Origin of the sequence: Allosphingosinicella sp., assembly GCF_036402135.1 — a bacterium.
In the GTDB taxonomy this organism is placed as follows: Bacteria; Pseudomonadota; Alphaproteobacteria; order Sphingomonadales; family Sphingomonadaceae; genus Allosphingosinicella.
Genome location: NZ_DASWTN010000010.1, coordinates 58,285 through 83,237, shown reverse-complemented (window position 1 = coordinate 83,237; position 24,953 = coordinate 58,285). Strand labels below are relative to the sequence as shown.

The window sequence follows — 24,953 nt, the reverse complement described above, 5'->3', positions numbered from 1 at the left end:
CCGAAGCCGCTCAGCTCTTTTTCGACTTGTCCTCCAGCAGCGCCCCACCCTGCTTCCTCAGCAGACTTTCGATTTGCTTACCGAAGAAGCCGAGCATGCCGGGAAGAAGCACCTCCACCCGCACGAACGTTTCTTCCACGTCGATCTTGGCGCTGACCTCCTGCCCCATCGCCTGGAGGTTGAGGTTCATCCGATCCCCCTCCCAGCCCGACTTCACGTCGGCCGATCCGCCGGGTATATGATCTTTCAGCTTGCCGACATTGTTCGCAATCCGCCGCTTCGCTTCCTCAGCGCCAAGATTGTGGGGAAGATCGACGGAGATGGAGCTGCTCATCAAGTCACTTTAGCGCTGCGGTTGGTCGGACGCCACGCCTAAACCTCGTTAACCATCTCGCCTAACTGGCGATAAACCCTGAGCGCCTATTTCCCGTCCACTGAACAGCTTTGTCTGTCGGAGGAAATAGCATGCAGCTCCTGAAGCGGCTTTACCAGGACAAAAAGGGAAACGTTTTGATGATTGGCGCGGCGGCGATGCCTCTCGTCATCGGATCGGCTGCCCTTGCCGTGGATACTATCCAGGCAAGCCTTCTCCGCCGCCACCTTCAGCGAGCGGCGGACTCCGGGGCGCTTGCAGGGGCATACGCCCAGGCTCAATCCGAAGATATCGACAGCGCCGTCGATGATGCTCTGGCTTACAATGACGCCTTTCCGCTCACAGATGAGCCTACCATCACCCTGGGAGAAGATGGAAGATCGGTTAACGTCAGCCTCAGGGCGACGCGTAGTTTGCCTTTCTGGTCCTTCTTCGGGGAGGAGCCGGATATGCAAGTGCAGGCCACTGCTGCTCTGGTCTATTCCGGAAAATACTGCATGGTCTCGTTGGACGAGAGCACCGACACGGGCATCGACTTCAGCGGTTCGGGCGAAGTCGACTTGAAGTGCGGCGTCATCGCCAATTCCAGAGGCAATGCAGCTGTTTCCGCAGGCGGCAACGGTAAAGTCATAGCGTCACCTGTAGCCGCGGGCGGCAATATTGTCGAAAATCCCGATCCAGATAAGGGCTTTATGACTCCGACCATAAAGCTTCCTTATTCTATGAAACAGGAAGATCCCTACGAGGATGTGCCAGAACCTGTTCTTCCTAATCCTTGTAGTGGCGGAGCATTGGACGCCGCGAACAGAGCTATTGTTGTCAAATATCCTGGTTGCTACTCCGCATCTACCGTTCAAGGCACACTGTTATTAAAGCCGGGAACGTACTATATCACAGGCGCCGTGAATTGGCATGCAGACGCACTGATCAAAGAAGACTCCCCGGCTGGATCGGAGCAAGGGATAACATTGATATTCATGAACCAACCATCAATATCAATCAATGCCAAAACTACAGTGAAGCTTACTCCCCCAGCAACCGGCGACTATGCCGGCCTTATCATGTACTATTATGATCCTAATCCAACGTCGGTGCAGAACTTCGGCATAAATGGATCGAGCACCTCCGCCTACACAGGTGGCATTTACTTCCCCACCCACAAGCTGACCTTTAATGGCAACGCGACGATGAATACGACTTGCATCAAGCTCGTCGCTAAGAAGTTGGTCTTTCTGGGCAACGTGAAGGTGGAGAATACCTGTCCGACCGACGATTATGACACCAGGTTCGACGCCGAATGGGTGCGGCTGGTGGCATGATATCAAGCAGCCGCCTCTTCAACCGCATTGGGCGCAACTGCCGCGGCACGAGCGCGATCGAATTCGCGCTGCTCGCCCCGGTTCTCGCAGCCATGACCGTTGGGATCGTGGATCTGGCAAATGGTCTCGCTCGCAAATACTATCTGGAACAGGCTAGTTACAGGGTCCTTGAACTTATGACGGCCGGCTCGCTTCGAACGGACTACGAGGATTATGCCGGAGACGAAGTGGCCGCCATCCTTGGCGACGACGCGGATGATGTCACTGTTACAGTCACTCCGCGTCTGTACTGTGACGACGAGGAGAAGTCGTTCTCCAGGGAATATTGCACTGACGTAGAACTGCCCATACCGGCAAACACTGATCCCGACGAAGGCGTCAAAGTGGAGAGATACGTCACTGTCACATTGGTGCAGGATTTCAGCCCGCAATTTGCCTATATCGCTGACCTGATCGGCGGAGACGACGGCAAAGTCACCTTGACCGCCCGTTCGACTTTACGGGTGAAATGACGATGCGTTGCCTGATGTCATTGATCAAGAACAGCCGCGGCGCAAGCGCGCTGGAGTTTGCGCTGGTGGTCCCGGGCCTCGTGTTCTTGCTCAATGGCATAGCGCAACTCGGCATCGTATATTTCGCAAATGCCGGCCTGAACGACGCTCTCGCGGCAGGGTCCCGCTACCTGACGTTGCACAGGTACGATAAAGACGATTTTCCCACCGCAGGCGAGCTTGAAGTCTGGATCAAGGATCGGAAATGGGGACTAGATCCTGACAATCTCACCATTTCCTCGACGTCGGTAAGCACGGCTGCGAACGGTTCGAGATTTGTGGATATCACCATGGGATACGATGTTACCCTGAACTTCATCTTCATTGACGTGGATCCGATCGAACTCAGCCAGACGCGTCGCGCCTACATCTATGCTGACAGTGCTCCGGCAGCCTGAGTAACGAACTTCACACTCTTCAGTCGTACGAGGCGCAGCCGTTTGTGCTGGCGTTGCCCGTTTGCGACGGGACCCAACAGCCTTCTTTCGCGTTGAAAATCTGCGAGGACGAGCCATGTTGTTCCTATGCAAGGAGTAAGGCGCATAGCGGCCCTGGCCGCGCTCTTTTGTACGTCGGTTCCGGCGGCGTCTCAGACCGTTGCAGAGGGGCAGGCGCGCGCCGACTATCTCGCGTGGCTTGCCCGTGAGCCCGCCGCCCGTGCGCAGGTCCTTTCCTTCAAGACCTTCCTCCAGATGAAGGATGTGGAGGACGTCGTTCCCACCTGGCAGCTCGTCCGCACCGCAAGCATGTGGCGCAACTGCTCCGGCCCCCGCTTCGAGGTCGCGCCCATCGCGGCCTGGCAGCACATCTCGGAAACGCTCGAATATGTGAAGAAGCATGTCGAGCCCGTGATCGGCGAGGTCGAGGCTTTGTCCGGCTACCGGAACGAGCGGCTCAACCAATGTTCCGGCGGCGCAAAGGCGAGCGCCCACCGCCATTTCTACGCACTCGATCTCACCCCCGTCCGCCCGCTTTCCCGCCCGCAGATGATCCGAAGCCTCTGCGCGATCCACGGCTTTCGCGGGCAGGAATACGACATCGGCATGGGCTTCTATTCCGGTATGCGGTTCCACGTGGATTCGAAAGGCTTCCGCAAATGGGGAGCGAACGGCCAAGGCGCCACCAGCCCCTGTGTCACGGGTAATTACGCCTAGTCGAGCAACTGATTGGCGTATCGCGCGGCGGGTGCTAAGCGCGCGCAAACTCTCGCAACATCGGCGCCTGTGTGACTGAATTATCCAAGATACGTAATTTTTCGATCATTGCGCATATCGACCATGGGAAGTCGACGCTGGCCGACCGGCTGATTCAGCGGACGGGCGGGCTTTCCGAGCGCGAGATGTCGGCGCAAGTGCTCGATAACATGGATATCGAGAAGGAGCGCGGGATCACGATCAAGGCGCAGACGGTGCGGCTCGATTACGCCGCGTCGGACGGCGAGACGTACGTCCTCAACCTGATGGACACGCCGGGGCATGTGGACTTTGCGTATGAGGTGTCGCGGTCGCTGGCCGCGTGCGAGGGCGCGCTGCTGGTGGTGGACGCGGCGCAGGGGGTGGAGGCGCAGACGCTCGCCAACGTCTACCAGTCGATCGAACACGACCATGAGATCGTCCCAGTCATCAACAAGATCGACCTTCCCGCCGCGGAACCGGAGCGGGTTCGGGCGGAGATCGAGGATATCGTCGGCCTGCCCGCGGACGACGCAGTGCTGACATCGGCAAAATCCGGCATCGGCATCGACGAGGTGCTGGAAGCGATCGTCGCCCGAATCCCGCCGCCGAAGGGCGACCGCGACGCGCCGCTGAAAGCGATGCTGGTCGACAGCTGGTACGACCCCTATCTCGGCGTCGTCATCCTGATCCGCGTCATCGACGGCTGCCTGAAGCGCGGCCAGCAGATCAAGTTCATGCAGGCCGGCACCACCCACCTCGTCGACCGCGTCGGCGTGTTCCGCCCCAAGATCGAGCAGTTGCCGGAGCTCGGCCCCGGCGAAGTCGGCTTCATCACCGCGCAGATCAAGGAAATCGCCGAAACCCGCGTCGGCGACACGATCACGGACGCGAAGAAGCCCGCGGCGGAGGCGCTTGCCGGCTTCAAGGAAGTGCAGCCGGTCGTCTTCTGCGGGCTCTTTCCCGTAGACGCCAACGATTTCGAGAAGCTCCGCGAAAGCATCTCCAAGCTCCGCCTCAACGACGCATCGTTCAGCTTCGAGATGGAATCGAGCGCGGCGCTCGGCTTCGGCTTCCGCTGCGGCTTCCTCGGCCTCCTCCACCTCGAGATCATCCAGGAGCGGCTGACCCGCGAATATGATCTCGACCTCATCACCACCGCGCCGTCGGTGGTCTACAAGATCTACTTCGCCCACAAGGACGCGCAGGGGCAGGAGATGATCGAGCTCCACAACCCTGCCGACATGCCGGACCCGAGCCGCATCGCGCGGATCGAGGAGCCGTGGATCGAGGCGACCATCTATGTGCCCGACGAATATCTCGGGCCCATCCTGAAGCTCTGCCAGGATCGCCGCGGCATCCAGAAGAACCTGACCTATGTCGCCGGCCGGGCCCAGCTCACCTACGAACTGCCGCTCAACGAAGTGGTGTTCGACTTTTACGACCGCCTGAAGAGCATCTCACGCGGCTATGCGTCGTTCGACTATCACCAGATCGGGCATCGTGAAGGCGACCTCGTGAAGATGAACATCCTGGTGAATGCGGAGCCCGTGGACGCGCTGTCGATGATCGTCCACCGCAGCCAGTCTGAAGCCCGCGGCCGCCACATGTGCGAGCGCCTGAAGGACCTGATCCCCCGCCACCTCTTCAAGATCCCCATCCAGGCCGCGATCGGCGGCAAGGTGATCGCCCGCGAAACCATCGCCGCGCTCCGCAAAGACGTGACCGCCAAATGCTATGGCGGCGACATCAGCCGGAAGAAGAAGCTCCTCGAGAAACAGAAAGAGGGCAAGAAGCGGATGCGCGAATATGGCTCTGTGAGCATCCCGCAGGAGGCGTTCATTGCTGCTCTAAGAATGGGGGAGGAGTGATGTGACTACGAGCTTCGGAAGACATTAGCAGCTTTCCTAGCGAGACTATCTATTCGGTCTCGCATGTCGAAAAGCGGTTCGTAGAAGTCAGTGTAATAGTTATTCGTCGCATTTTCCTGAGCAAATCCAATTGCATATTCAGTGAATGCAATTTCGTAGCTCAATCGTTTGAAATTTGGTTCATCCACCTCCGCGTCACCTTTCGCCGCCTGCACCTGGGGATGGTCAAGATTAATGAAAATTGTGCGCGTCTCCCTCTCGTAAAAGGCTCGCGCGGCTTCAGACCCGTTTTCCCTAAATTGCACAGTGAAACCGCCGGTTGGATGGCGTTTAGATGGTGCCCTTCTTTCGGTGTGACCTGTGGTGTCTGCGGCCTCGGGATCTGCAGGTTCCACCTTCGGAGTGGGTTCTCTAGGCTCCGGCCCAATTGTGTTGTCCTGCGGCTCAATCGGAACGATATCCTCGTTTACCTCTACCGCAGGTTCCTCTCCCTCGGGGAGGAATACTTCTTCACCTTCGCCATGGCTTTTCGAACTCGGTCGCAGGTCAGTAGCGCCTGATCCCCCAGTTGGCACGGGCCGAAACCGCTTACTATAATCTGCATAGTCTTGATTGATTAATCGTGCGATCTCATCAGCTTGAGCCTGCAACTTCTCCGCCTCTTCAGCGCTCTTTCGCTGCTTCTCGCTCTCCACCAGTCTTTGACGAAGAGCTTCTACGTGCCGGCTGATGCCCGCGTACGTAGCCAACACAATTTCATTTTCTGGGTTTAGTTGACCCGACCGACTCATGTCGAACGCAGCTACACCTTTATAAGGCTGTGCAAGCGCAGGGACCTCCAGTTCGCCAAATATATACTGTGACATTGGCTTACCTTTGGCCGTTCCGAGTGTAGTCTCGTGCAATGTGCCGTTTGCTAGAATAGCTACTCCCCTATCCTCCTCCAGGAGGGGCGCTTTCGAGACGTGGAGGACAAGCTCACATCCCTCAAGGTGCTCGAACTCGTCTTTGCTGAATACATGCTTTTCGGTGAACGAGATGGGAGGCACGTGAGGCTCCACCTCAAGACCATCGACTTCCACTCTGACACCACGGCCCCAGTGGCGTAGGTGGCGCTCAACAGCTTTTATGATGTCGCTCCGGTTCAACTTAGTTATGCGAAAATCTTCGATCGTCACAGTTGTGCCGTTGGGAAGTGAGACGGGCGCTTCGATCGCTAGCTCCCGTACGGGAACGGGATCTCCAGACGATGCCTCCTCAAGATCTGATCTGCGCAACTCCACGACAGACCGCTTGCCGTTTTTCACCGTCGCGATGCGCAAGACGTTCGCTATCGCGAATGCAGCGGATTTACCGGTGCCAAAGAAGCCACGACCCGGCCGCCCACTAAGCCGATCTTGATTTTCAGCATGCATCGTGAAGAATTGAACCAGTCCACCCCGGTCCATCCCCCTCCCGTTGTCGCTAATGACTACCCGTTTCGGATTGGACTGAATTGCGACACGCACGAGCGGTTGAACTCCGGAGTCGGAATATTCGAGACCGTTCGCGACGTACTCCCACACCACTCGCTCCGGATGCCGGAAGAGGTCGGCGCTTTGCAGAAGATCTCGAGCAACATGGGTTGTGACGCGTAGCCCCTTCAGTTCATTCATTGGTCAGTCTCGTTGCCAGAGCGTTGATTGTTTCGCCTAACTCAGGATCCTGCCGGAACGCAGTCGAAAACCTGCGAATTCGCTCTGCACGTTGCTCCTGAGAAATGTATTCATCTATCCTAAACAGGCGCTGGATATCTCGCATTGTCACTGCTGCGGCGCCTTCCGCCAGCGCGAGTCTAAATGCCGGCTCATTCATCAAACGGGCCCGTTCGCGGCTTTTCCACGCCCTTTGTTCATTAGAGAAGCGATTTTGCGCTTCAGTATCGGCTATGCGGGGGAGGAGGGCCTGGGCTTCTTCTATGCCTTGGACTGTAAGCAGCCAACCCTTGAGAGCACCGCCACTTACGTTGCCGATCTTCCTCGAATCCTGAAGGCCATTTCTGACTAAACCGAGGTCAATATGAGATTTAAACTTACGCCAACGGAATCTGCCCGGCGAAAGTTCATCGGCTCGGATTGCTACATCCTCGGTGTCAACTGAGGCCTTATCGCCCCCAAGGGTCAATAGCGCCACGACAGCGACTTGGTCATTCCTAAGAGTGGTCACGCGCTATCGAGCTCCTCATCAGTCTCCGCGAGGCTCTGCTTCCGGAGCTGAGTGAGTAAAGCATCACTCTTTCCATCCTGAACGGTCTGAGCCATTTCAGCCCCGCCCAGCCAGGCTTCGCATGAGCACTTAATACGATCGAACACTAGTAAGAGTGTGTCATCTTCTTCCGCTCCGAAAACACGAAAAAACTTTCGGAAGCTGAATACCGTGGCGTCTCGAACTTCCACGCCGCCAAGACTCTGCTTGCTAAATGCCAAAAGTTCAAAGCCACCTTGTAGCACATTTTGAAGAGAGGTAGGCACTCCAACGAGCCCTGAAGTCCAGACTCCCTTCGTTATCCTATAGCAAAGGAGTATCTTTGCATCAGATGTCCATCCGCTATCGATCAACGACACTGCTGTATTTCGTTTGCTACTCTTAAGGTCTTCTATGAGCCCTACTGGTATCTCCGACCCGACCAATGCGTAGAGACCCGGCGAAGGCCGCCAAAGCAGAGGTGAATAAGTTTTGTAAATGTTGAGGCTGTTCTCGTTCAGTCCTATAGCCATTCCCTCTGCAGACATGTCGTAGCTGTCAACTACAGACCCTCTTCGCCGGAATATTTCGACCAACGCGTTTTCTGAGGAGTTTAGTATTGATGACCAGTCCGCAGCAGTGTCCAAACGCCTCACTCTATCTGCTTCTACTTCTAGGAAGGGCAGTGACTTGCAAATTGCCTGAAGCACGGTGCGTGGCGGTGCCATATGGCCTGATCGCACATGACGTCGAGCAGCATCTCGCAGCTCTCGAATACTAATGGACGGGGAAACCGCCATAACTTTGATGATAGTGTTAACTAGTCGATTGCGTCCCGCCAGAGCCTTCTCAGGCCGCCACCACCACTCACCTGCGCCGGAAATCCTTGCAAAAGTGGTATCACTTTCCAAGATTGCGTGAATTACATTCAGGGTCACCTGTTTACCTGCAAGCTGGCTGCCCAATTCAACTAGGTGATCATCGACGATGCAACCCTGGCGGCCGATTTCGCGGCGGGCTTGTTGTAGCAGAAGACTTGGTAAGGCAGACAGGGAGCGGGGAAGTATAAGAGGATCAGGAACATCTCGGATCACGAACGGGAAAGTCAGCCCGAAGATTTCAGCGGCAGTCTTTATGCCGTCGATATGGAAAGGTTGAGACGCTAAACCCCTCTCTCGCATCAACGTGTCTAAGCGCGACTGACTTAGAGGAAGGCTTGTTCGAATTAGCGCCAGCGTCTGGCGGAGAGCTAGAGGCGCTAGCTGCCTTTCCTGAAGCGCACGACAGCACTTGGCCGCCACCTGACGTACTCTTTCACGCGTAACACCTTCGCGACTGCCAATTGATTCGAGGGTGCGACCCGGCTTCCCATCCCAGCCCATGTGCTCAACTGTCCATCGGGCATTTCTTTCGGATGCAGCAACGACATCCACTCGCGCCCTTAGGGCGATGGCGAGTTCTTTTGGCTCCGAATGCCGGAGGCTGTTGGGCAAGCTTGGAGTGGCAGACGTCCTAGCTTCAGCAGCCGTCCAATCGCCGACATTCGATCCCAAACTCAAACCCAGTGAGCTTAGCGCCTCCTTTAGTTCCCGAACGGTTCTCCGTCCAACGTTCGGGTGTCGCCAGATCTCCCCTTCGGTAAATTGGCAAAGTTCCCCGGCAAATAAAATTTGATGTTGCCTCAAGAAGTTTTTAGCTCTTGTCGAGAGACCCAATAACCTGAGCTGAACGTTAAGCATGTCTCGGGCGACGACCGGAAATTGGACCTGTTCTTCTTCAGGCGCTTCTTGGCGAAGTGTAAGACCAACGTCATCCAGCTTAGACTGCAGTTCATGAAGTGTTTTGCGCCCACAATTCGGCTGACGGAGTAACTCTGCTGGTGTTATCTGTGTGAGATCGCTGAGCGTTTTTAGTCCCATCCGAGCAAATAAATTGGCGGCCCTTACCGACGGCCTCAAGTGGGCCAAGGGAGCGCTGCTGAGCGGTGAGGCTACCTTCGCTTGCCTTTCGCCTTGCGAAGCTAGCTGTAACCGCTGATCGACCTCTTCGCGTAGTTGGGAGGCACGATGGGTGCTCCGGTGCCCCACTTCAGCCCGAATAGCATGCAGCGTATCGAGAGATGTGGCTACGTCGCGCGCTAGAACCTCAAGCTCGTCTATACGTTTAGAGAAGTACGGCCTCGTCAACGCCGCCCCCGCAGCCGCCCTAAAGCGTCTGTTATGCCTTACTTTTCCTCAGTGGCAACTCACAACAACATCCATCTACGTGCTTTCTCCTCCTTGGTAGAGAGGGTCATTCACTCCTCGCCTTCCTCCAGCCGCTTCCGCCACGCCTCGGCATCCTTCAGCGCTTGCGCCTCCCAGCGCACCAGCTCTTCCGCATCGCGCGCATGCCGCTCCTCGAACGCCCTTTTCTGCTCCTCCTGAAATTCCGGCGGGCCGCTGCTGTAGAATTCGAGCGGCTCGGTGCTGAAGCCGCCATGCTCCTGAAGATAGCGGCGGGGCGGGTGTTCGGGGCGGGGCGGCTCGCCGGCTTCGGCCCAATGGATGCGGCGGACCTTGTTGAGGAGGCTCGCATAGGGCGTTTCGACGATGTCGATAAGGTGCTGCCCTTTATGCCGGTAGCGGAGGAGCAGATTCCCCACGCCTTCGCTGCCGCTGAAGAGGTCCATCGCCGCTTCGATCCAGCAGATCTGCCGCAGGTAGAAATCGGCGGCGATCACCTTGCCCTCGAGCCGCGCCTGCCGTTCCTGCCGAAGCTTGATCAGATAGCGGTGGAGGAAGGTGGTGAGGATCTCCTCTTTCTGCTCATAGGTCATCCGCTCCTTTTTCTTCGGAGCGAGTTTGGGGCTGGGGTTACGAGTGGCGGCCCTTGCCCAGGGCGCTTCGGGCGGGCGCCAATCGGCCTGTTCCGCGGCGACGGTGCGGAGGCCCTCGGCCAGGCGGCGGCTGCGTTCGTCGGCGGCCATGGCGAGCGCCTCTTCGCGGGCGGCGCGGAAGCCTTCGCCGCCTTCATGCTCCAGGAGCTGGGTGACGCCGTAAGCGGACTTGCCGACCGCGCGGCAGGCGGCGCGATCGTTTCCGGTCAGCGAGAGGGCGGCGATATAGGCGCGCTGCACCTCCGCATCCCAGCCGTCGGCGCGCTTCGAATAACGGGGAACGGGGTCGAAATCGAGGAGGGCGCCGAAGGCGGCGAACGGGTCCTCGCCGGAGAGGCCGCGGGCGCGGCAGCAGTCGCAGATGACGGGGATGGGCGGTGCGGGGCGGGCGTGTGATTCTGCATGGCCCGCGGGGATTAGGCAGAAAATGGGTGTGTAGGAAAATGCTCTCGTGCCGAAGTAATGGCCGTGGATCCAAAAGCGGCTTGCGGGGCAAGCCGCGCCACGGCCATTTCGGCCCGGGTGAAGGGAAAGGAAGGTGAAGCTGGATCCCGGATCGGGTCCGGGATGACGAAGAAAATTAGTCCGGGTCGGCCGGACGAACGGCGCGGGCAAATAGCCAGACCCTAATCGCGCTGGCGAGGTTGGGGGGATCGGGCGCCTCGATCCGCTCGGCATCGATGCGGGCGACGAGGGCGTTGAGGGGCAGGCCCTCCGCCGCGGCGGCCTCGCGCAGGGCCTCCCAGAAGACGGGCTCGAGGCTGATCGAGGTGGCGTGGCCGGCGATCATCATCGAGCGCTTCACGGGGCCGGCATTGAGGGGCGACGACATGGCGCCCCCCTCAATACATATGCTGACCCCCGTTTATCGACAGCGTCGAACCCGTGATGAAACCCGCATCGTCCGAGCAGAGGAAGGCGACGCCGCGGGCGATCTCGCTTGCCTGGCCGAGGCGGCCGACGGGGATGCGGGCGACGATCTTCTGAAGCACGTCCTCCGGCACCGCGGCGACCATCTCGGTGTCGATATAGCCGGGCGCGATGGCGTTGACGGTGACGCCGCCGCGGGCCCCCTCCTGCGCAAGCGCCTTGGTGAAGCCGTGGATGCCGGACTTGGCGGCGGCGTAATTGACCTGGCCGTACTGCCCCGCCTGGCCGTTGATCGAGCCGATATTGACGATGCGGCCGAACTTGCGGCCCGTCATGCCCTCGAACACCGCCTTCGCCATGTTGAAGCAGCCGCCGAGGTTCACGTCCATGACCTCGTCCCACATCTCGCGGGTCATGCGCTTCATCGTGCCGTCGCGGGTGATGCCGGCATTGTTGACGAGGATGTCGACGGGGCCGAGCTCGCTCTCGATCTGCTGCACGGCGGCGACGCAGGCGTCATAGTCCGACACGTCCCAGCGATAGGAGCGGATGCCGCTGCGATCGGTGAAGGCGCGGGCCTTTTCCTCATTGCCGGCATAATTTGCGGCGACGGTTGCGCCTTGATCGCGGAGGGCGAGGCTGATCGCCTCACCGATGCCGCGGGTGCCCCCCGTCACGATTGCGACGCGTGCCATCCTTGTCTCCCGTTCTGTTTTTCTGCCTTCGCTCTTATGGGGAGGCGCGCCAGCCTTCAAGTTCGCGGGCCAAAATGCTGCGCAGCATTTTGAGGCCGGCGTGGCTGTCGTTGAGGCAGGGGAGATAGGCGAAATGGGTGCCGCCCGCCGCTTCGAAGGTCTCGCGGCCGCGGATGGCGAGCTCCTCCAGCGTCTCGAGGCAGTCGGCGGAGAAGCCGGGGGCGAGGATGGCGACCTTGCGGACGCCCTGGCCAGGTAGCGCGGCGAGGGTGAGGTCGGTGGCGGGCTCAAGCCACTTGGCGCGGCCGAAGCGGGACTGGAAGGTGACGATAAGCTCGCGGCCGAGGCGCTCCGACAGCAGACGCGCGGTCTTGCGGCAATGGCAGTGATAAGGGTCGCCGAGGTGAAGCGTCCGCTCCGGCATGCCGTGGAAGCTGGCGAGGATGGCGTCCGGCGCAAAGTCGAGCGCGGCGAGGCTTTCCTCCGCCGAGGCCGCCAGCGCTTCAATATAGAGAGGATCGTCATAGTAAGGCGGCAAGGCGCGGATGGCGGGCTGCCAGCGCATCTTGGCGAGCGCGGCGAAGGCTTCGTCGTTCGCGGTGGCGGTCGTTGCTGCGCAATATTGCGGGTAGAGCGGGGCGAGCAGGATGCGCTCGGCGCCGGCCTTCTTGAGAGCGCGGATGCGGTCGCCGATGGCGGGGCGGCCGTAGCGCATGGCGTAATCCACCAGCACCTCCTCTCCGAATGCGCCTTCCAGCGCCTTTGCCTGGCGGCGGGTGATCGCGGCAAGCGGTGAACCTTCTTCGGACCAGACCTGCTTGTATGCGCGGGCGGACTTCTTCGGGCGCGTGTTGAGGATGATGCCGCGGAGGATCGGCTGCCAGACGAGGCGCGGGATCTCGACGACGCGGGGGTCGGAGAGGAATTGCTTGAGGTAGATGCGGACGGCGCCGGGCTCCGGCAAATCCGGAGTGCCGAGATTGATCAGGAGCACGCCGATCTTCGAGGGTGGAATGGCGGGATGATCGGCAGGCGGCTTCATTGGGCGGTTCCGGGAACGAGGGGCAGGGAGCGGAGCCGCTGGCCGGTGAGGGCGAAAAGGGCGTTGGCGATGGCGGGGGCGACAGGCGGCACGGCAAGTTCGGTGACGCCACCAGGCTCCTCCTCGCTCGGCAGGATCTCGACCATGATCTCGGGTGTGTCGGCGAGGCGCGGAAGGCCGAGCGTGCCGAGCGTGCGCTGCGCCGGAAGGCCTTCCTCGAAGTCGATCGAAGCCCCGGTCGCGCCGGCAATCCCGTAGACGAGCCCGCCTTCGATGAGCTGCTTCACGATTTCCGGATTGATGACGCGGCCGCAATCGACCGCTGCGACGGCGCGGAGCACGCGCACCCGCTGCGCCTCGCTCACCTCCACCTCCACGACAAGCGCGATGTAAGAGCCGAAGGCGCTATGACAGGCGAGACCCATCGCGCTTCCGGCCGCGCCGCCGTCCCAGCCTCCCAAGGAAGCGGCGGTCTGGAGAACCCGCGCGAGGCGGAGGTTCTGCCCCAGCATCGGGATGCGGAAGGAGAGCGGCTCGACCGAGACGCGGCGGGCAAGCTCGTCGACGAAGCATTCGGTGAAGAAGGCGGTGTAGCTGTGCGCGCCCGAGCGCCAGAGGCCGGTCGAGAGGCCGATATCCACCGGCACATGCTCAACGGCCACGGCCGGAACGGCATAAGGCGGGACCGCTCCAGCGACGGCGAGGTGGCTTGCCTCGTGCGCGGCTTTTTCGCCGCGAAGCCGCTCCATTACCTCGTCGTCAGTTGAAGGCGCGGCGATGCGTGCGCTCCAGCCGACGATAGCGCCGTTGCTGCCGATGCGGGCGCGGAGTCGCGCTTGGGCAGGCGGGCGATGCATGTCCTGCACGATCTCTTCGGCCCGGGACCAGGTGAGCTGGACCGGCCGCTTGATGCAGAGCGCCATTTCCACCGCCTGCTCGATAGCCGCAGCTTCGATCTTGCGGCCGTAACCGCTGCCGACCAGCATAGGATAGAGCGTCACCCGCGCTTCATCGACGCCCGCCGCGCGCGCGGCGGCAGCGCGGGCCAGCGACGGCGCCTGTGTCGGCGTCCAGACTTCTATGCGCCCATCGGTGACGCGGGCGGTGGCGGTGAGCGGTTCCAGAGCGGCAGTCGGAGCGAGGCCGACTGCATAGTCAGCGGCGAAGAGGTTCGGGCCCTGGAGCGCATCGGCTATATCGCCGGTGCTGAAAATCTCCCTCCGCGGCCCTTTCTCCAGTGCTTCCGACAGCGCCGCATCGATGCCGGCCGCGCTCGCCGGCCAGCCGGTTTGGAAGACTGGCTTCATCGCCTGTACCGCCTGATCGGCGGCCCACCAATTGGTTGCGACCGCCCCCGCCCAGCGCGGATTTTCAAAGACGGCAAGGACGCCCGGCACGGCGTCGGCGGCCTTGCGGTCAACCTCCACCAGCCGGGTTGTCCGGCCGCGCGGCCCCTGCCGTACCGAGGCAAAGACCATGTCCGGCAGCCGGACGTCGGCGGCGAATTGGGCGGAGCCGTCCACCTTGGCCGGAAGATCGATGCGCGGCAGCGGCTGACCGACCAGCCGGTTGTCGATGCCGCCGCGAATGGGGAGGTTTTCAGGCAGGTCGTAATCGGCTGCTTCGGCGGCAAGCTCGGCGAAGCTCAGCCTTTCATTGCCGTTGAGGACGAAGCCTTGCGCGGTATCGAGCGTTTCCCAGTCGGCGTCCCAGCGGTCGGCGGCGGCCTTCATCAGCAGTGCCCGCGCCGCCGCGCCCGCTTCGCGGAACGGCGCTTCGAAGGCGCGTATCGAAGTCGAGCTGCCGGTCATCATGACTCCGCCGCGGCCGGCCCGCTCCTCGGCCGCCCAGCGCTCGAACCCGGCAAAAACGCTGTCCGGCACACGCTCCCCGGCCAGCAGCCGGTTGGCATAGATCGGGCTGATCGGCGCCGGCTCGACCGCCACCGTGCGCCAGTCGGCGCCGAGTTCATCGGCCAGTACCTGCGGCAGGCTCGTATAGACCCCCTGCCCGATCTCCGCCTGCGGAACGGCGACGATCACCCGCCCGTCGAGGCCGATCTTGAGATAGGCATTGAACAGGGTCTCGCCGGGCGCGGCGCGGAGGTTCGGCTTGTATGAGCGCGGCCAAAGGCCCCAGGCGACCAGCAGCCCGGCCGCAGCGCCGCCGCCGATCAGCAAGGTTCGCCTGTCGATGCCGCCTACCGCCATGCGGGCCTGATAGAAAAGTCAGGCGCGCTCCGCCACTTCCGATCGGTAGCGTTCGCGAAGTGAGACCTTGTCGATCTTGCCGGTGCCGAGCTTCGGCAGCGGATCGTCGTGAAACCAGATGCGGGCGGGAAGCTTAAACTGAGCCAGCCGCTCGGAGAGGAAGGCGGTGAGTGCCTCCTCGGTCAGCGTGCCGTCCTCCTCGCTATAAACGACTGCCGCCGGCACTTCGCCCAGCCGCTCGTCATGGATTCCGAAGACGCAGGTTTCGGAGACGGAGACGTGGCTGTAGATCGCCGCCTCCACTTCCTGGCAACTGATATTCTCGCCGCCGCGGATGATGATGTCCTTCTTCCGGTCGACGATGAAGAGATAGTCGTCCTCGTCGAGATAGCCGACGTCGCCGGTGCGGAGGAACCCGTCGGCGGTGAAGGCGGCGCGGGTAGCCTCCGGATCGCGCCAATAGCCGCGGATGTTGGCGGCAGTGCGGATACCGATCTCTCCCCGTTCATTCGGCCCCAGATGCCGGTCGCCGTCGCCGAGGATGGCCATCTCTACTATCGGCTTCGACGGCCGGCCGGTGGAAGCCGGCTTGTCGGCATAATTGGACCAGAAGTTGGAACAGCCGATGGCGTTGGTTTCGGTAAGGCCGTAACCGAGCGCGGGCTGAGCGTCGCGGAAGCTCTGCTGCAGCCGCTCCACATGGGCGACGGGACGTGGCGCCCCGCCGGCAGTGATGTCGGTGAGGCTGGAGAGGTCGTATTTGTCGCGGTCCGGATGCTGCATGAGTTCGAGGCTCATGGTCGGGACGCCGACGAAATAGGTGATCTTCTCCCGTTCGACGAGGCGAAGCGCCTCGCCCGCATCCCATTTTGCCATCAGCACCATGGTGCGGCCGATGACGAAGCTGTTCAGCATCACCGGCACTTCGCCAGTGACGTGGAAGAGCGGTACGTTGACGAGCGTCTTCGGCGGGTTGAGCGGCGGATTACCCTCGCTTTCCTTGATGCCGAGCAGGGTAAGGATGCCGAGGGTATAGCCGTAGGTGCCGGTCGTCACCGCCCGGTGCGTCGATACCGCGCCCTTGGCAGCCCCGGTCGAGCCGGAGGTGAACAGGATGGTGGCGTCGTCTTCCGGCAGGATTTCCGGAAGCGCCGCATCCTCGCCGCCCCGCTCCAGCAGCGGAGCGAGCGCTTCGTCCAGGCGCTTTTCGACTGGGAGCACCCCAAGCGGAACCGAAAGGCCGGCCGCCTCGATCCGCTTCGCACGCGGGGCATCGGCGATGACCAGCCGCGGCTCGGTAAGCGTGATGCCGTGGCGAAGCTCGTCCGTCTGCCACCAGCCGTTGACCAGCACGGCGATGCCGCCTGCCTTGACGATGGCCATGTAGGAGACGACCCAGGCCGGCGCGTTCCGCATGGCGATCGCCACCCGGTCACCTTTGTTGATTCCCCAGCCGCCGACGAGCACCCGCGCGAGCTGGTTGGCCTGTTCGTTGAGTTCGGCGAAGGTCAGCCTTTCCCCATCCGCGACCACGCCCTCCTTGTCGCCGTTGAGAGTGCAGAAGGCGTCGAACAGTCCCGGAAGCGTGGCAGGAAAATTGGCGACGATTGCGCGGCCCTGATCGTCCTTCCCGATCTGCACCCGGCCGCCCGGAGCAACGACAGCCTCCAGCACGGCATCGTACTTGCGGTCCAGCGCACTCGGCATCCAGATACTCCCAAGGCTTTTCGTTTTGTCTTGGCGTTACTATGAGGACGAAAATCCCGGGGGAAAAGCCTTGTTGCTGACGACACTCGCCGCTGTATCGATTGACGCTACGTCCGCGCTGAGATGGGAGGATTTGGGGCTCGATCCGATCGCGCTCGATTTGGGCTTTTTTCAGCTCCGCTGGTACTCGCTCGCCTATCTGGCGGGAATCATCGTCGGCTGGTGGTATCTGTTGAAGCTGCTCGCCAAGCCCGGTGCGCCGATGGCGCGGCGGCATGCCGACGACATGGTTTTCTATGCGACGCTCGGCATTCTTCTGGGCGGGCGTCTCGGTTACGTGCTGTTCTACCGGCCCGAATTCTATATCGAGAACCCGATCGAGATTTTGCAGTTATGGGACGGCGGCATGTCGTTCCACGGCGGCGTCATCGGCGTCTCGCTCGGCATCATCTATATGGCGCGGAAGCATGGGCTAAACTGGCTTCGCGTGCATGATTATGTCGCCTGCTGCGTGCCGTTCGGCCTGTTCTTCGGCCGGATCGCCAATTTCGTGAATGGTGAGCTTTGGGGGCGCGGACCGACCGACGTGCCGTGGGCGATGGTGTTTCCCACGGGAGGCGAAGTGGCGCGCCACCCGAGCCAGCTTTACGAGGCGGGGCTCGAGGGGATCGTGCTGGGGCTCATCCTTTGGTTCCTGTTCTGGAAGACTGAGGCACGGTACCAGCCGGGGAAGCTCGTCGGCACGTTCATCCTCGGCTACGGGGTTGCGCGGTTCCTCGTGGAGCTGGTGCGGCAGCCGGACAGGGGGCTCGAAAATCTGCCCTGGGGCCTCACCATGGGCCAGACCTTGACCGTGCCGATGATCCTCGGCGGCCTTTACCTCATCGCCACCGCCAAGCGGCGGCGCCAGCGCGTGGAGCCGTTCGCGGGCAGCGAGAGCGTTGCCTGACGACCTGACCGAGCGGCTCGCCCGGCTGATCGAAACGAACGGGCCGATCTCCGTCGCCCAATATATGGCGGAGGCGAACGCGCATTATTACGGCACGCGCGATCCGCTGGGGGCGGCGGGGGATTTCGTGACCGCGCCCGAGATCAGCCAGATGTTTGGGGAACTGGTCGGGCTGTGGCTCGCCGATCTGTGGCAGCGGGCGGGGGCGCCGGAGCGCGCCTGTTATGTGGAGCTTGGGCCGGGGCGGGGCACGCTTGCCGCCGATGCGCTTCGGGCGATGAAGATGGCGGGGCTGCGGCCGGAGGTGCATTTCGTCGAGACGAGCCCGGCGCTTCGCGCGGCGCAGCGGGCGCGGGTGCCGGATGCGGTGTGGCATGACGATGTTTCCACTGTGCCCGAGGACGCGCCGTTGCTGATCGTCGCCAATGAGTTTTTCGATGCACTGCCGGCGCGGCAGTTGCTGGCGAGCGAGGAAGGTTGGCACGAGCGGCTGGTGGACTGGCGCGACGGAAGGTTCGTGCCGGTGGCAGGGCCGAGAATACCGGCGCCGCTTGCGCCCGCGGAGGCGGGGACGATCGTCGAGACATCGCCCGCGTCCGTGGCGATCGTGCGGGAGCTGGCGCGGCGCCTTGCCGAGCAGGGCGGGGCGGCGCTGATCGTCGATTACGGGCATGTACGGAGCGGCACGGGCGATACGCTGCAGGCGGTGGAGAAGCATGGTTTCGCCGATCCTTGGGAGCAGCCGGGTGCGCGGGATTTGACTGTGCATGTAGATTTCGAGGCCTTGAGAAAAGCGGCAGCCGGTGTGGCATTGGCCGGGCCGACCACGCAGGGAGAGTGGCTGAAGGAGATGGGGATCGAGGTGCGGGCGGCTTTGCTCGCCAAGGCTGCGCCGGCGCGGGCGGAGGAGATAATGGCGGCGAAGGAGCGGCTCGTGGCGGCCGATCAGATGGGGGAGCTGTTCAAGGTGCTGGCGCTGCGGGCGGAGAGCTGGCCGGAGCCGGCGGGGTTCGCATGAGCATCACCTATCGCGATGCCGTGCCCGACGATGCGGAGGCTCTCGCGTCGGTCTTCGCCCGATGCTTCACCGATACGTTCGGGCACCTTTACAAAGCGGAGGATCTTGCCGCCTTCCTAGACCCCCTGGATGCGGAAGCATGGGAGCGGGAGCTTCGCGATCCAGCGCTGGCGATGCGTGTGGCGGAAGAGGATGGGCGCCTTGTCGCTTTCGGCAAGGTAGGGGCGGTCGCGCTGCCGGTGACGCCGGAGCGGCCGGCCGCGGAGCTTCGCCAGCTTTATGTGCTGAAGCCCTGGCATGGGCAGGGCATCGCCGAGGAACTGATGGACTGGGCGCTGGAGCGCGTGCGGGCGATGGGGGCGGAGGAGGTGTATCTTTCCGTCTATGTCGACAACCACCGTGCCCGGCGTTTCTACGAGCGCTATGGCTTCCGCTTCGTCCAGCCTTATGACTTCATGGTTGGCAACCACGCTGACGAGGACCACATCCTTCGCCTCGATCTTAAGGAGCGCGGGTGAGCGTAGACGTCATCAGGGCGAAGCTGCTGTACGGCGTGCGACACGGTTTTTTAGGCCGGCGCGGCGGCGTGTCGGAAGGTGTCTGCGCCGGCCTCAATGTCGGCTGGGGGTCGAGTGACGATAGGGAGCTGGTGCGCGAGAATCGCCGCCGCGCCGTCGAGGCGGTGGCGCCGGGCACGAAGCTGGTGACGGTGCATCAGGTCCATTCGCCGGTGGCGCTGGCTGCGACGGAGCCGTGGCCCGATGATGCGCGGCCGCCCGCCGACGCGATCGTCACGGACCGGCCAGGGCTGGCGCTCGGCATCCTCACGGCGGACTGCACGCCGGTATTGTTCGCCGACCGTGAAGCGGGCGTGATCGGCGCGGCGCATGCGGGCTGGAAAGGTGCGGTCGGAGGCGTGATCGGCGCGACGGTCGAGGCGATGGAGCGGCTTGGGGCGAAGCGCGAGAATGTCGTGGCGGCGGTGGGGCCGACGATCGCGCGGAAGAGCTATGAAGTGGACGAAGGCTTCTTCAGCCGATTTGCCGAACAGGACGAAGTGAACGAGCGTTTCTTCACGGACGGGAAGCCCGGGCATTATCAGTTCGACCTGGAAGGCTATGTGGTCTCGCGGCTTGCGGAGGCAGGGCTTGGCCGCGTTGAGGCGCTTGGGCTCGACACCTATTCAGATCCGGAACGCTTCTACAGCTTCCGCCGCGCAACGCATCGCGGCGAGCCCGATTACGGGCGGCAGATTTCGCTTATCGCGCTTCCTAGCTGACGGGCGCGGCGGCGGGCTTTGCCTTCCGCTTCTTCTTCGCCACGTCCCACGATGCGACCGAGTAGCCGTGCTCCGAGAGGCACTGGCTCATCGCTGCCTTCGCCTCTTTCTCACGTTTCGCCTTCTTCGATTTGGAAAGGCCCCAGGCGGCGGCGATGCCGACCACTGGCACGGCGACGATAACGGCGCTCGCGGCAGCGGCAGCGCCCGCATAGGTTGCGTAGGTACCGGCCATCGCCGCGCCAGTAACGGCGCCCGCACCTACCCCTGCGACCACGCCAGTGCCAGCCGATGCAAGGCTGTCCTTGAAGCCCGACCGCTTGCCCGCGGCGACCATGGTTTCGCAGGCCTGATATTCGGCATCATATTTCGCCTGATCAGAGGGCGCGGCGGCCAGCGTCGGCACGAACGAACGCGGCTTGGCCGAACATCCGGCGAGCGAAACGGCCGCAGCCGTGGCGATCAATATGGAACGATGCTTCATGCTTCACCCCCTTGCGCATGAGATGGAGCGGAGAAGGCTCCTAAACGCCTGAAGAGTCAAGCTGTTTTACCCCGCTTGGCGCGGACCGGCGGGTCTGGCATCACTCCTAAAAAAGGAGGGGGAGAAAACATGGCCGACTGGCAGCTCTACGGCGCGCGCGGCTGGGGCTCGACCCTCGCCGAGGGGGCGCTCGCTTGGACGGGAACAGCTTACGAGTTCGTCGACGTCAAAGGTTTCGACAAGCCAGGCGCTGCGCGCGACCGGCTGATTGCCGTGAACCCGCTCGCACGGGTGCCGACCCTGCTTACGCCGGAGGGGCTTGTTCTCACCGAAAGCGCGGCCGTCATTCTTCACCTTGCGGAGCGCTGCCCGGATAGCTGGCTTGCGCCGCAAGCCGGCGATCCACAGCGGCCGCTATTCCTGAACCGTCTGATCTGGCTCGTCTCCGCTCTCTACCCGACCTTCACCTATGCGGATTATCCGGAGCGGTGGGCGCCCGATGCGCCGAAGCAGCTCGTCCAGAACGTCGCGGCTTTTCGTAAGACATTGTGGCTCCAGTTCGAAGCGGAGATTGGCGAGGGACCTTTCGTTATGGGCGATACGCCTTCCGCGCTCGATCTTTATGTGACGGTGATGTCCCATTGGCGGCCTACGCGGAGCTGGCTCGAAGAGCATTGCCCGAAGCTTCACGCGATTGCGCTCGGCGCTGAAAAGCTCTCGGCGCTGGCGCCGGTGATGGCGCGGAACTTCCAATGACCACAGCACGCGTGGGCTTGTGGGGCGGCCTCGCCGTCTTCCTGATCTTACTGCTGCTTCCGCCGCCCGCGGCGATGCCGGTGGAGGCGTGGCGGACGACGGCGCTGGTCGTGCTGATGGCGACCTGGTGGATGACGCAGGCGCTGCCGCTCACCGCTACGGCGCTCCTTCCCTTCCTCGCCTTTCCGCTGTTCGGGATCATGGGTGCGAACGACACGGCGGCGGCTTATTATTCGCCGATCCTGTTCCTCGTTCTCGGCGGCGCGATCATCGCCCTCGCCATCGAGCGGACGCGGCTTCACTGCCGCCTCGCCCTCGCGATCGTCAGCCGAGGCGGGACGACCCCCGCGGCGATGCTGTTCGCGTTCATGGCGGCGACTGCGATCCTCAGCCTCATCGTTTCTAACACGGCGACGACTTTGATCATGATGCCGATCGCGGTGGCCGTGCTCCGGGCGGCACAAACAAAGGACGGACACACGGACGGCTTTGCGGGCGCACTCGCCATGGGCATTGCTTTCGCAGCCTCGATCGGCGGACTCGGGACACTGGTCGGCTCGCCGACCAACGCCATCGCCGCCGGCATCATCGAACGGACGACCGGCCTTCACATCAACTTCCTCACCTGGGCGCTGTACGGCATGCCGCTGGTGCTCGTGGCGATCCCGCTCTGCTGGTTCATCCTCCTTAAGGTGCAGAAGGTTCAGCCGACCGATTTCGACCCAGCCGCGGCGCGTGCCGGCATTGGCGAGGCAGGGCCTTGGTCGACGGCGGAAAAGCGGCTCGTGCCTCTGGTGGCGGCGGTGGTGCTTGCCTGGGTGCTGATCCCTTTGCTGTCGCCCTACCTGCCGAAGGACAGCGTCACCGACGGCTCCATCGCAATCCTCGGCGCCTTGCTCCTGTTCGTCATTCCCGACGGGACGGGACGACCGATCCTCAACTGGGACGAGGCGAACCGCGCGCCCTGGGGCGTGATCATGATGTTCGGCGGCGGCCTGGCGCTTGCGGCGGGGATCGGCGAATCCGGTCTTGCCGAATGGCTCGGGACGGCGCTGCAGCCGCTCCGCAACGTGCCGCCGCTCGTTATCGCTCTGGTGCTGGTCGGCATCGTCGTGGTTATCACCGAGTTCGCGTCCAACGTGGCGGCGGCGAGCGGCATCATCCCGGTGGTCGGCGCGCTCGTCCTAGCCACCGGCGTCGATCCGATCCTGCTCGCGCTTCCGGCCGCGTTCGCGGCAAGCTGGGGCTTCATGCTTCCGTCCGGCACCGGGCCCAACGCCATCGCTTGGGCGACCGGACACATCGCCCTTCCCCGCATGCTGAAGGCCGGGCTTCTGCTCGACATCGCCGGGATCCCGCTGATGGTCGGTATCGTCTGGGCGGTTGCCGCCTTGGCCGCCTGAAGCTAGGAGGGGGCGGGCAACGGACCTCACCCCCCGCCGCCGCCGCACGCGCGGCCGGTGAGCCTCTCTCCTCTTTCAGGAGCGGCTCGGTCTCCACGCAGATCCGCAAAGGAGACAGAGAATGGAAGACGAATCCGACCTGACTGGTGCCACCCCGCGCCGCCGCCCCAAGCCCGACGTTCTGGAAATCGGCGGCCGCAAGCTGAAGCCTTCGACGCTGATGATGGGGCATGGCTATGATCCGGCCCTTTCGGAAGGCTCGCTGAAGCCGCCCATCTTCCTCACCTCGACCTTCGTGTTCGAAAATGCGGCCGCGGGTAAGCGCCACTTCGAAGGCGTGACCGGCAAGCGGCCGGGCGGCGCGGAAGGCCTCGTCTATTCGCGCTTCAACGGTCCGGACCAGGAGATCCTCGAGGATCGCCTCAGCGTCTGGGAAGATGCCGAGGACGCGCTTTCCTTCTCGTCCGGCATGTCGGCCATCGCCACCCTGCTCCTCACCTTCGTCCAGCCGGGCGACGTGATCGTCCATTCCGGACCGCTTTATGCGGCGACCGAGACATTGATCGGTCGCATCCTCGGCAAGTTCGGCATCACCTGGCTCGACTTCCCGGCCGGCGCCGAGCGGAGCGAGATCGAGCAGGTGATGGAGCGCGCCAAGGCGCAGGGCCGAGTCTCGCTCATCTATCTGGAAAGCCCAGCCAACCCGACCAACCAATTGGTGGACGTGCAGGCCGTCGCCGCCGCGCGCGATGCCTTGTTCGCCAATGAAGAGGCAAAGCCGCCGATCGCGATCGACAACACGTTCCTGGGGCCGCTCTGGTCGCGGCCGCTGGATCATGGCGCCGACCTCAGCGTCTATTCGCTGACCAAATATGCGGGCGGCCATTCCGACCTGGTGGCGGGCGGCGTCGTCGGTTCGAAGGCGCTGATCAACCCGATCCGGATGATGCGGAACACGATCGGCACGATCACCGATCCGAACAGCGCGTGGATGCTGCTGCGTTCATTGGAAACGCTGGAGCTCCGCATGAGCCGCGCGGGGGAGAATGCCGCGAAGGTCTGCGCTTTCTTGCGCGATCATCCGAAGGTGGAGACGGTCGGCTATCTCGGCTTCCTGGAAGACGGGCGACAGGCGGATATCTATCGCCGCCATTGCACCGGCGCGGGTTCGACCTTCTCGCTCTACCTGAAGGGCGGCGAGCGCGAGGCCTTCGCCTTCCTCGATAGCCTGAAGATCGCCAAGCTTGCGGTGAGCCTCGGCGGCACCGAGACGCTGGCGAGCGCCCCGGCGGCGATGACGCACCTTTCGGTGCCGGATGAACGGAAGGCCGCGCTCGGCATCTCGGACAATCTGGTGCGGATCTCGATCGGCGTCGAGGACGCGGACGACCTTATCGCCGATTTCGAGCAGGCGCTCGACGCAATCTAGGCGGCTTGTCGCTCCAGTCGTGGATTTCCCAGCCCTCCGCCTCGGCGAGGCGGATGAGGCGGTCGTGCGCGTTGGTGGCGACGGGCTCGTCGGACCAGCGGTGAACGACGCTGTCGGATACATGGTCGGAATAGAAGCGGATATGGACCGCCTCGCGCTCCAGCCCCTCGCGCTGGAGCCAAGCCTGGATCATCGCCAGTTTCTCGTCGCCATAGCAATTGGCGCCGTCGATCCTGGCGATGATGCGGCCCTTCGCATCAAGCTGGGTTTCGGTCGCGATCACGTCGTTGAAGCCGAGCCGTTCGGCGATGGCGGCGGCGTAGATGCGGTAGGAGGCCGTGGCCATGACCAGCCGTCGCCCCGCGGCGCGGTCCGCCTCGATGCTGCGGCGGGCGCCCGGCATGATGTTGGAAGCGATTTGCCGGTCCGCAAAGCTTTCGATCACCGGCTCCAGCCGTTTCGGCGCGATGCCGCGCCCGATGAGGAGAGTGTAGTTGATCTCCTTCAAGCGGCCGCGATCGAGGAAGCCCAGCACGTAGGCCAGCATCGACAGGATGACGAGCGGCAGGAGCAGCAGCCGCCAGGGCGCGAGGCGCAAAGCGGCATGGATCAGGAATGGCGTGTAGGTCGCGCGCCGCGTGATCGTGCGGTCCATGTCGTAAATGGCAAGCTGGCTCTTCATGGAACTTTCGCGAAGCATAGAGCGTAGCAATTGTCCACAAAT

Annotated in this window: 24 protein-coding genes; 12 read left to right on the top strand and 12 right to left on the bottom strand. The window is 62.5% G+C overall.

Annotated elements, in window-relative coordinates:
- Positions 1–10: 10 nt before the first annotated feature.
- On the bottom strand, positions 11–334 hold the full coding sequence (locus VGD10_RS03210; protein ID WP_331039351.1) for a polyhydroxyalkanoic acid system family protein: 324 nt from the start codon (positions 332–334) through the stop codon (positions 11–13).
- Positions 335–465: 131 nt separating this feature from the next.
- Between VGD10_RS03210 and VGD10_RS03205 the strand changes: the two genes are divergently transcribed.
- The 5 genes from VGD10_RS03205 (at position 466) to lepA (ending at position 5,286) form a co-directional block, all read left to right on the top strand.
- Entirely contained in the window at positions 466–1,692 is a 1,227-nt protein-coding gene (locus tag VGD10_RS03205; RefSeq protein WP_331039350.1) for a pilus assembly protein TadG-related protein, read from the top strand.
- Positions 1,671–2,204 carry a TadE/TadG family type IV pilus assembly protein gene (locus VGD10_RS03200; RefSeq protein ID WP_331039349.1) on the top strand — a complete coding sequence of 178 codons (534 nt, stop codon included), beginning with the start codon at positions 1,671–1,673 and terminating at the stop codon, positions 2,202–2,204. Before VGD10_RS03205 ends, VGD10_RS03200 begins: the two co-directional genes overlap by 22 nt.
- Positions 2,205–2,218: 14 nt before the next feature.
- Complete coding sequence (locus VGD10_RS03195; RefSeq protein ID WP_331039348.1) at positions 2,219–2,641, top strand: TadE family protein; 423 nt, start codon at positions 2,219–2,221, stop codon at positions 2,639–2,641.
- Between the two features lie 126 nt (positions 2,642–2,767).
- Positions 2,768–3,397 carry a D-Ala-D-Ala carboxypeptidase family metallohydrolase gene (locus VGD10_RS03190; protein WP_331039347.1) on the top strand — a complete coding sequence of 210 codons (630 nt, stop codon included), beginning with the start codon at positions 2,768–2,770 and terminating at the stop codon, positions 3,395–3,397.
- Positions 3,398–3,468: 71 nt separating this feature from the next.
- Complete coding sequence (gene lepA / locus VGD10_RS03185; protein WP_331039346.1) at positions 3,469–5,286, top strand: translation elongation factor 4; 1,818 nt, start codon at positions 3,469–3,471, stop codon at positions 5,284–5,286.
- Between the two features lie 5 nt (positions 5,287–5,291).
- On the opposite strand, the gene VGD10_RS03180 is transcribed toward lepA, so the two are convergent.
- The 9 genes from VGD10_RS03180 to VGD10_RS03140 form a co-directional block, all read right to left on the bottom strand.
- Positions 5,292–6,941, bottom strand: coding sequence for an ATP-binding protein (locus VGD10_RS03180; protein ID WP_331039345.1), 1,650 nt, complete (start codon positions 6,939–6,941; stop codon positions 5,292–5,294).
- Entirely contained in the window at positions 6,934–7,458 is a 525-nt protein-coding gene (locus VGD10_RS03175) for a hypothetical protein (protein ID WP_331039344.1), read from the bottom strand. The genes VGD10_RS03180 and VGD10_RS03175 overlap by 8 nt, the downstream gene beginning before the upstream one ends.
- Before the next feature lie 29 nt (positions 7,459–7,487).
- Positions 7,488–9,596 (bottom strand): DNA-directed RNA polymerase subunit alpha C-terminal domain-containing protein, encoded by a 2,109-nt coding sequence (locus VGD10_RS03170; RefSeq protein WP_331039444.1) that lies wholly within the window; start codon positions 9,594–9,596, stop codon positions 7,488–7,490.
- A gap of 209 nt (positions 9,597–9,805) precedes the next feature.
- Positions 9,806–11,002 carry a hypothetical protein gene (locus VGD10_RS03165; protein WP_331039343.1) on the bottom strand — a complete coding sequence of 399 codons (1,197 nt, stop codon included), beginning with the start codon at positions 11,000–11,002 and terminating at the stop codon, positions 9,806–9,808.
- Positions 10,968–11,219, bottom strand: a complete 252-nt coding sequence (locus VGD10_RS03160; protein WP_331039342.1) for a ribbon-helix-helix domain-containing protein — start codon at positions 11,217–11,219, stop codon at positions 10,968–10,970. The genes VGD10_RS03165 and VGD10_RS03160 overlap by 35 nt, the downstream gene beginning before the upstream one ends.
- Before the next feature lie 10 nt (positions 11,220–11,229).
- Positions 11,230–11,952 (bottom strand): acetoacetyl-CoA reductase, encoded by a 723-nt coding sequence (phbB, locus tag VGD10_RS03155; RefSeq protein WP_331039341.1) that lies wholly within the window; start codon positions 11,950–11,952, stop codon positions 11,230–11,232.
- A gap of 34 nt (positions 11,953–11,986) precedes the next feature.
- Complete coding sequence (gene hemH, locus VGD10_RS03150; protein WP_331039340.1) at positions 11,987–12,994, bottom strand: ferrochelatase; 1,008 nt, start codon at positions 12,992–12,994, stop codon at positions 11,987–11,989.
- Positions 12,991–15,204, bottom strand: coding sequence for a xanthine dehydrogenase family protein molybdopterin-binding subunit (locus tag VGD10_RS03145; protein WP_331039339.1), 2,214 nt, complete (start codon positions 15,202–15,204; stop codon positions 12,991–12,993). Before VGD10_RS03145 ends, hemH begins: the two co-directional genes overlap by 4 nt.
- Positions 15,205–15,222: 18 nt before the next feature.
- The gene (locus tag VGD10_RS03140; RefSeq protein ID WP_331039338.1) at positions 15,223–16,911 is read right to left on the bottom strand and encodes a class I adenylate-forming enzyme family protein; all 1,689 of its coding nucleotides are present in this window, start codon (positions 16,909–16,911) and stop codon (positions 15,223–15,225) included.
- Positions 16,912–16,981: 70 nt separating this feature from the next.
- Between VGD10_RS03140 and lgt the strand changes: the two genes are divergently transcribed.
- The 4 genes from lgt to pgeF are packed head-to-tail and all read left to right on the top strand — an operon-like array spanning position 16,982 to position 20,157.
- Entirely contained in the window at positions 16,982–17,860 is an 879-nt protein-coding gene (gene lgt / locus VGD10_RS03135; RefSeq protein ID WP_331039337.1) for a prolipoprotein diacylglyceryl transferase, read from the top strand.
- Positions 17,853–18,878, top strand: coding sequence for a class I SAM-dependent methyltransferase (locus VGD10_RS03130; protein ID WP_414639494.1), 1,026 nt, complete (start codon positions 17,853–17,855; stop codon positions 18,876–18,878). The genes lgt and VGD10_RS03130 overlap by 8 nt, the downstream gene beginning before the upstream one ends.
- The gene (locus VGD10_RS03125; RefSeq protein WP_331039336.1) at positions 18,875–19,396 is read left to right on the top strand and encodes a GNAT family N-acetyltransferase; all 522 of its coding nucleotides are present in this window, start codon (positions 18,875–18,877) and stop codon (positions 19,394–19,396) included. Before VGD10_RS03130 ends, VGD10_RS03125 begins: the two co-directional genes overlap by 4 nt.
- On the top strand, positions 19,393–20,157 hold the full coding sequence (pgeF, locus tag VGD10_RS03120; RefSeq protein ID WP_331039335.1) for a peptidoglycan editing factor PgeF: 765 nt from the start codon (positions 19,393–19,395) through the stop codon (positions 20,155–20,157). Before VGD10_RS03125 ends, pgeF begins: the two co-directional genes overlap by 4 nt.
- Here pgeF and VGD10_RS03115 read toward each other — a convergent pair.
- Positions 20,150–20,641, bottom strand: coding sequence for a hypothetical protein (locus VGD10_RS03115; RefSeq protein WP_331039334.1), 492 nt, complete (start codon positions 20,639–20,641; stop codon positions 20,150–20,152). The two genes, pgeF and VGD10_RS03115, sit on opposite strands and share 8 nt — an antisense overlap.
- Before the next feature lie 129 nt (positions 20,642–20,770).
- Here VGD10_RS03115 and VGD10_RS03110 point away from each other — a divergent pair, with 129 nt between their 5' ends.
- The 3 genes from VGD10_RS03110 to VGD10_RS03100 all read left to right on the top strand — a co-directional run bounded on the left by VGD10_RS03110 (position 20,771) and on the right by VGD10_RS03100 (position 24,229).
- Positions 20,771–21,397: a glutathione S-transferase gene (locus VGD10_RS03110; protein WP_331039333.1), complete on the top strand. Its 627-nt coding sequence runs from the start codon at positions 20,771–20,773 to the stop codon at positions 21,395–21,397.
- On the top strand, positions 21,394–22,800 hold the full coding sequence (locus VGD10_RS03105; protein WP_331039332.1) for a DASS family sodium-coupled anion symporter: 1,407 nt from the start codon (positions 21,394–21,396) through the stop codon (positions 22,798–22,800). Before VGD10_RS03110 ends, VGD10_RS03105 begins: the two co-directional genes overlap by 4 nt.
- A gap of 121 nt (positions 22,801–22,921) precedes the next feature.
- The gene (locus VGD10_RS03100) at positions 22,922–24,229 is read left to right on the top strand and encodes a cystathionine gamma-synthase family protein (protein ID WP_331039331.1); all 1,308 of its coding nucleotides are present in this window, start codon (positions 22,922–22,924) and stop codon (positions 24,227–24,229) included.
- Here the strand turns inward: VGD10_RS03100 and VGD10_RS03095 are convergent.
- Positions 24,192–24,911, bottom strand: a complete 720-nt coding sequence (locus tag VGD10_RS03095) for an HAD family hydrolase (protein WP_331039330.1) — start codon at positions 24,909–24,911, stop codon at positions 24,192–24,194. The two genes, VGD10_RS03100 and VGD10_RS03095, sit on opposite strands and share 38 nt — an antisense overlap.
- Positions 24,912–24,953: the final 42 nt, after the last annotated feature.

What these genes read in the sequence shown, in the direction of transcription:
- VGD10_RS03210 (WP_331039351.1), bottom strand. Translation starts at nt 334, where the DNA reads ATGAGCAGCTCCATCTCCGTCGATCTTCCCCACAATCTTGGCGCTGAG.
- VGD10_RS03205 (WP_331039350.1), top strand. Translation starts at nt 466, where the DNA reads ATGCAGCTCCTGAAGCGGCTTTACCAGGACAAAAAGGGAAACGTTTTG.
- VGD10_RS03200 (WP_331039349.1), top strand. Translation starts at nt 1,671, where the DNA reads ATGGGTGCGGCTGGTGGCATGATATCAAGCAGCCGCCTCTTCAACCGC.
- VGD10_RS03195 (WP_331039348.1), top strand. Translation starts at nt 2,219, where the DNA reads ATGTCATTGATCAAGAACAGCCGCGGCGCAAGCGCGCTGGAGTTTGCG.
- VGD10_RS03190 (WP_331039347.1), top strand. Translation starts at nt 2,768, where the DNA reads ATGCAAGGAGTAAGGCGCATAGCGGCCCTGGCCGCGCTCTTTTGTACG.
- VGD10_RS03180 (WP_331039345.1), bottom strand. Translation starts at nt 6,941, where the DNA reads ATGAATGAACTGAAGGGGCTACGCGTCACAACCCATGTTGCTCGAGAT.
- VGD10_RS03160 (WP_331039342.1), bottom strand. Translation starts at nt 11,219, where the DNA reads ATGTCGTCGCCCCTCAATGCCGGCCCCGTGAAGCGCTCGATGATGATC.
- phbB (WP_331039341.1), bottom strand. Translation starts at nt 11,952, where the DNA reads ATGGCACGCGTCGCAATCGTGACGGGGGGCACCCGCGGCATCGGTGAG.
- hemH (WP_331039340.1), bottom strand. Translation starts at nt 12,994, where the DNA reads ATGAAGCCGCCTGCCGATCATCCCGCCATTCCACCCTCGAAGATCGGC.
- VGD10_RS03145 (WP_331039339.1), bottom strand. Translation starts at nt 15,204, where the DNA reads ATGGCGGTAGGCGGCATCGACAGGCGAACCTTGCTGATCGGCGGCGGC.
- VGD10_RS03140 (WP_331039338.1), bottom strand. Translation starts at nt 16,911, where the DNA reads ATGCCGAGTGCGCTGGACCGCAAGTACGATGCCGTGCTGGAGGCTGTC.
- VGD10_RS03125 (WP_331039336.1), top strand. Translation starts at nt 18,875, where the DNA reads ATGAGCATCACCTATCGCGATGCCGTGCCCGACGATGCGGAGGCTCTC.
- VGD10_RS03115 (WP_331039334.1), bottom strand. Translation starts at nt 20,641, where the DNA reads ATGAAGCATCGTTCCATATTGATCGCCACGGCTGCGGCCGTTTCGCTC.
- VGD10_RS03110 (WP_331039333.1), top strand. Translation starts at nt 20,771, where the DNA reads ATGGCCGACTGGCAGCTCTACGGCGCGCGCGGCTGGGGCTCGACCCTC.
- VGD10_RS03105 (WP_331039332.1), top strand. Translation starts at nt 21,394, where the DNA reads ATGACCACAGCACGCGTGGGCTTGTGGGGCGGCCTCGCCGTCTTCCTG.
- VGD10_RS03100 (WP_331039331.1), top strand. Translation starts at nt 22,922, where the DNA reads ATGGAAGACGAATCCGACCTGACTGGTGCCACCCCGCGCCGCCGCCCC.
- VGD10_RS03095 (WP_331039330.1), bottom strand. Translation starts at nt 24,911, where the DNA reads ATGAAGAGCCAGCTTGCCATTTACGACATGGACCGCACGATCACGCGG.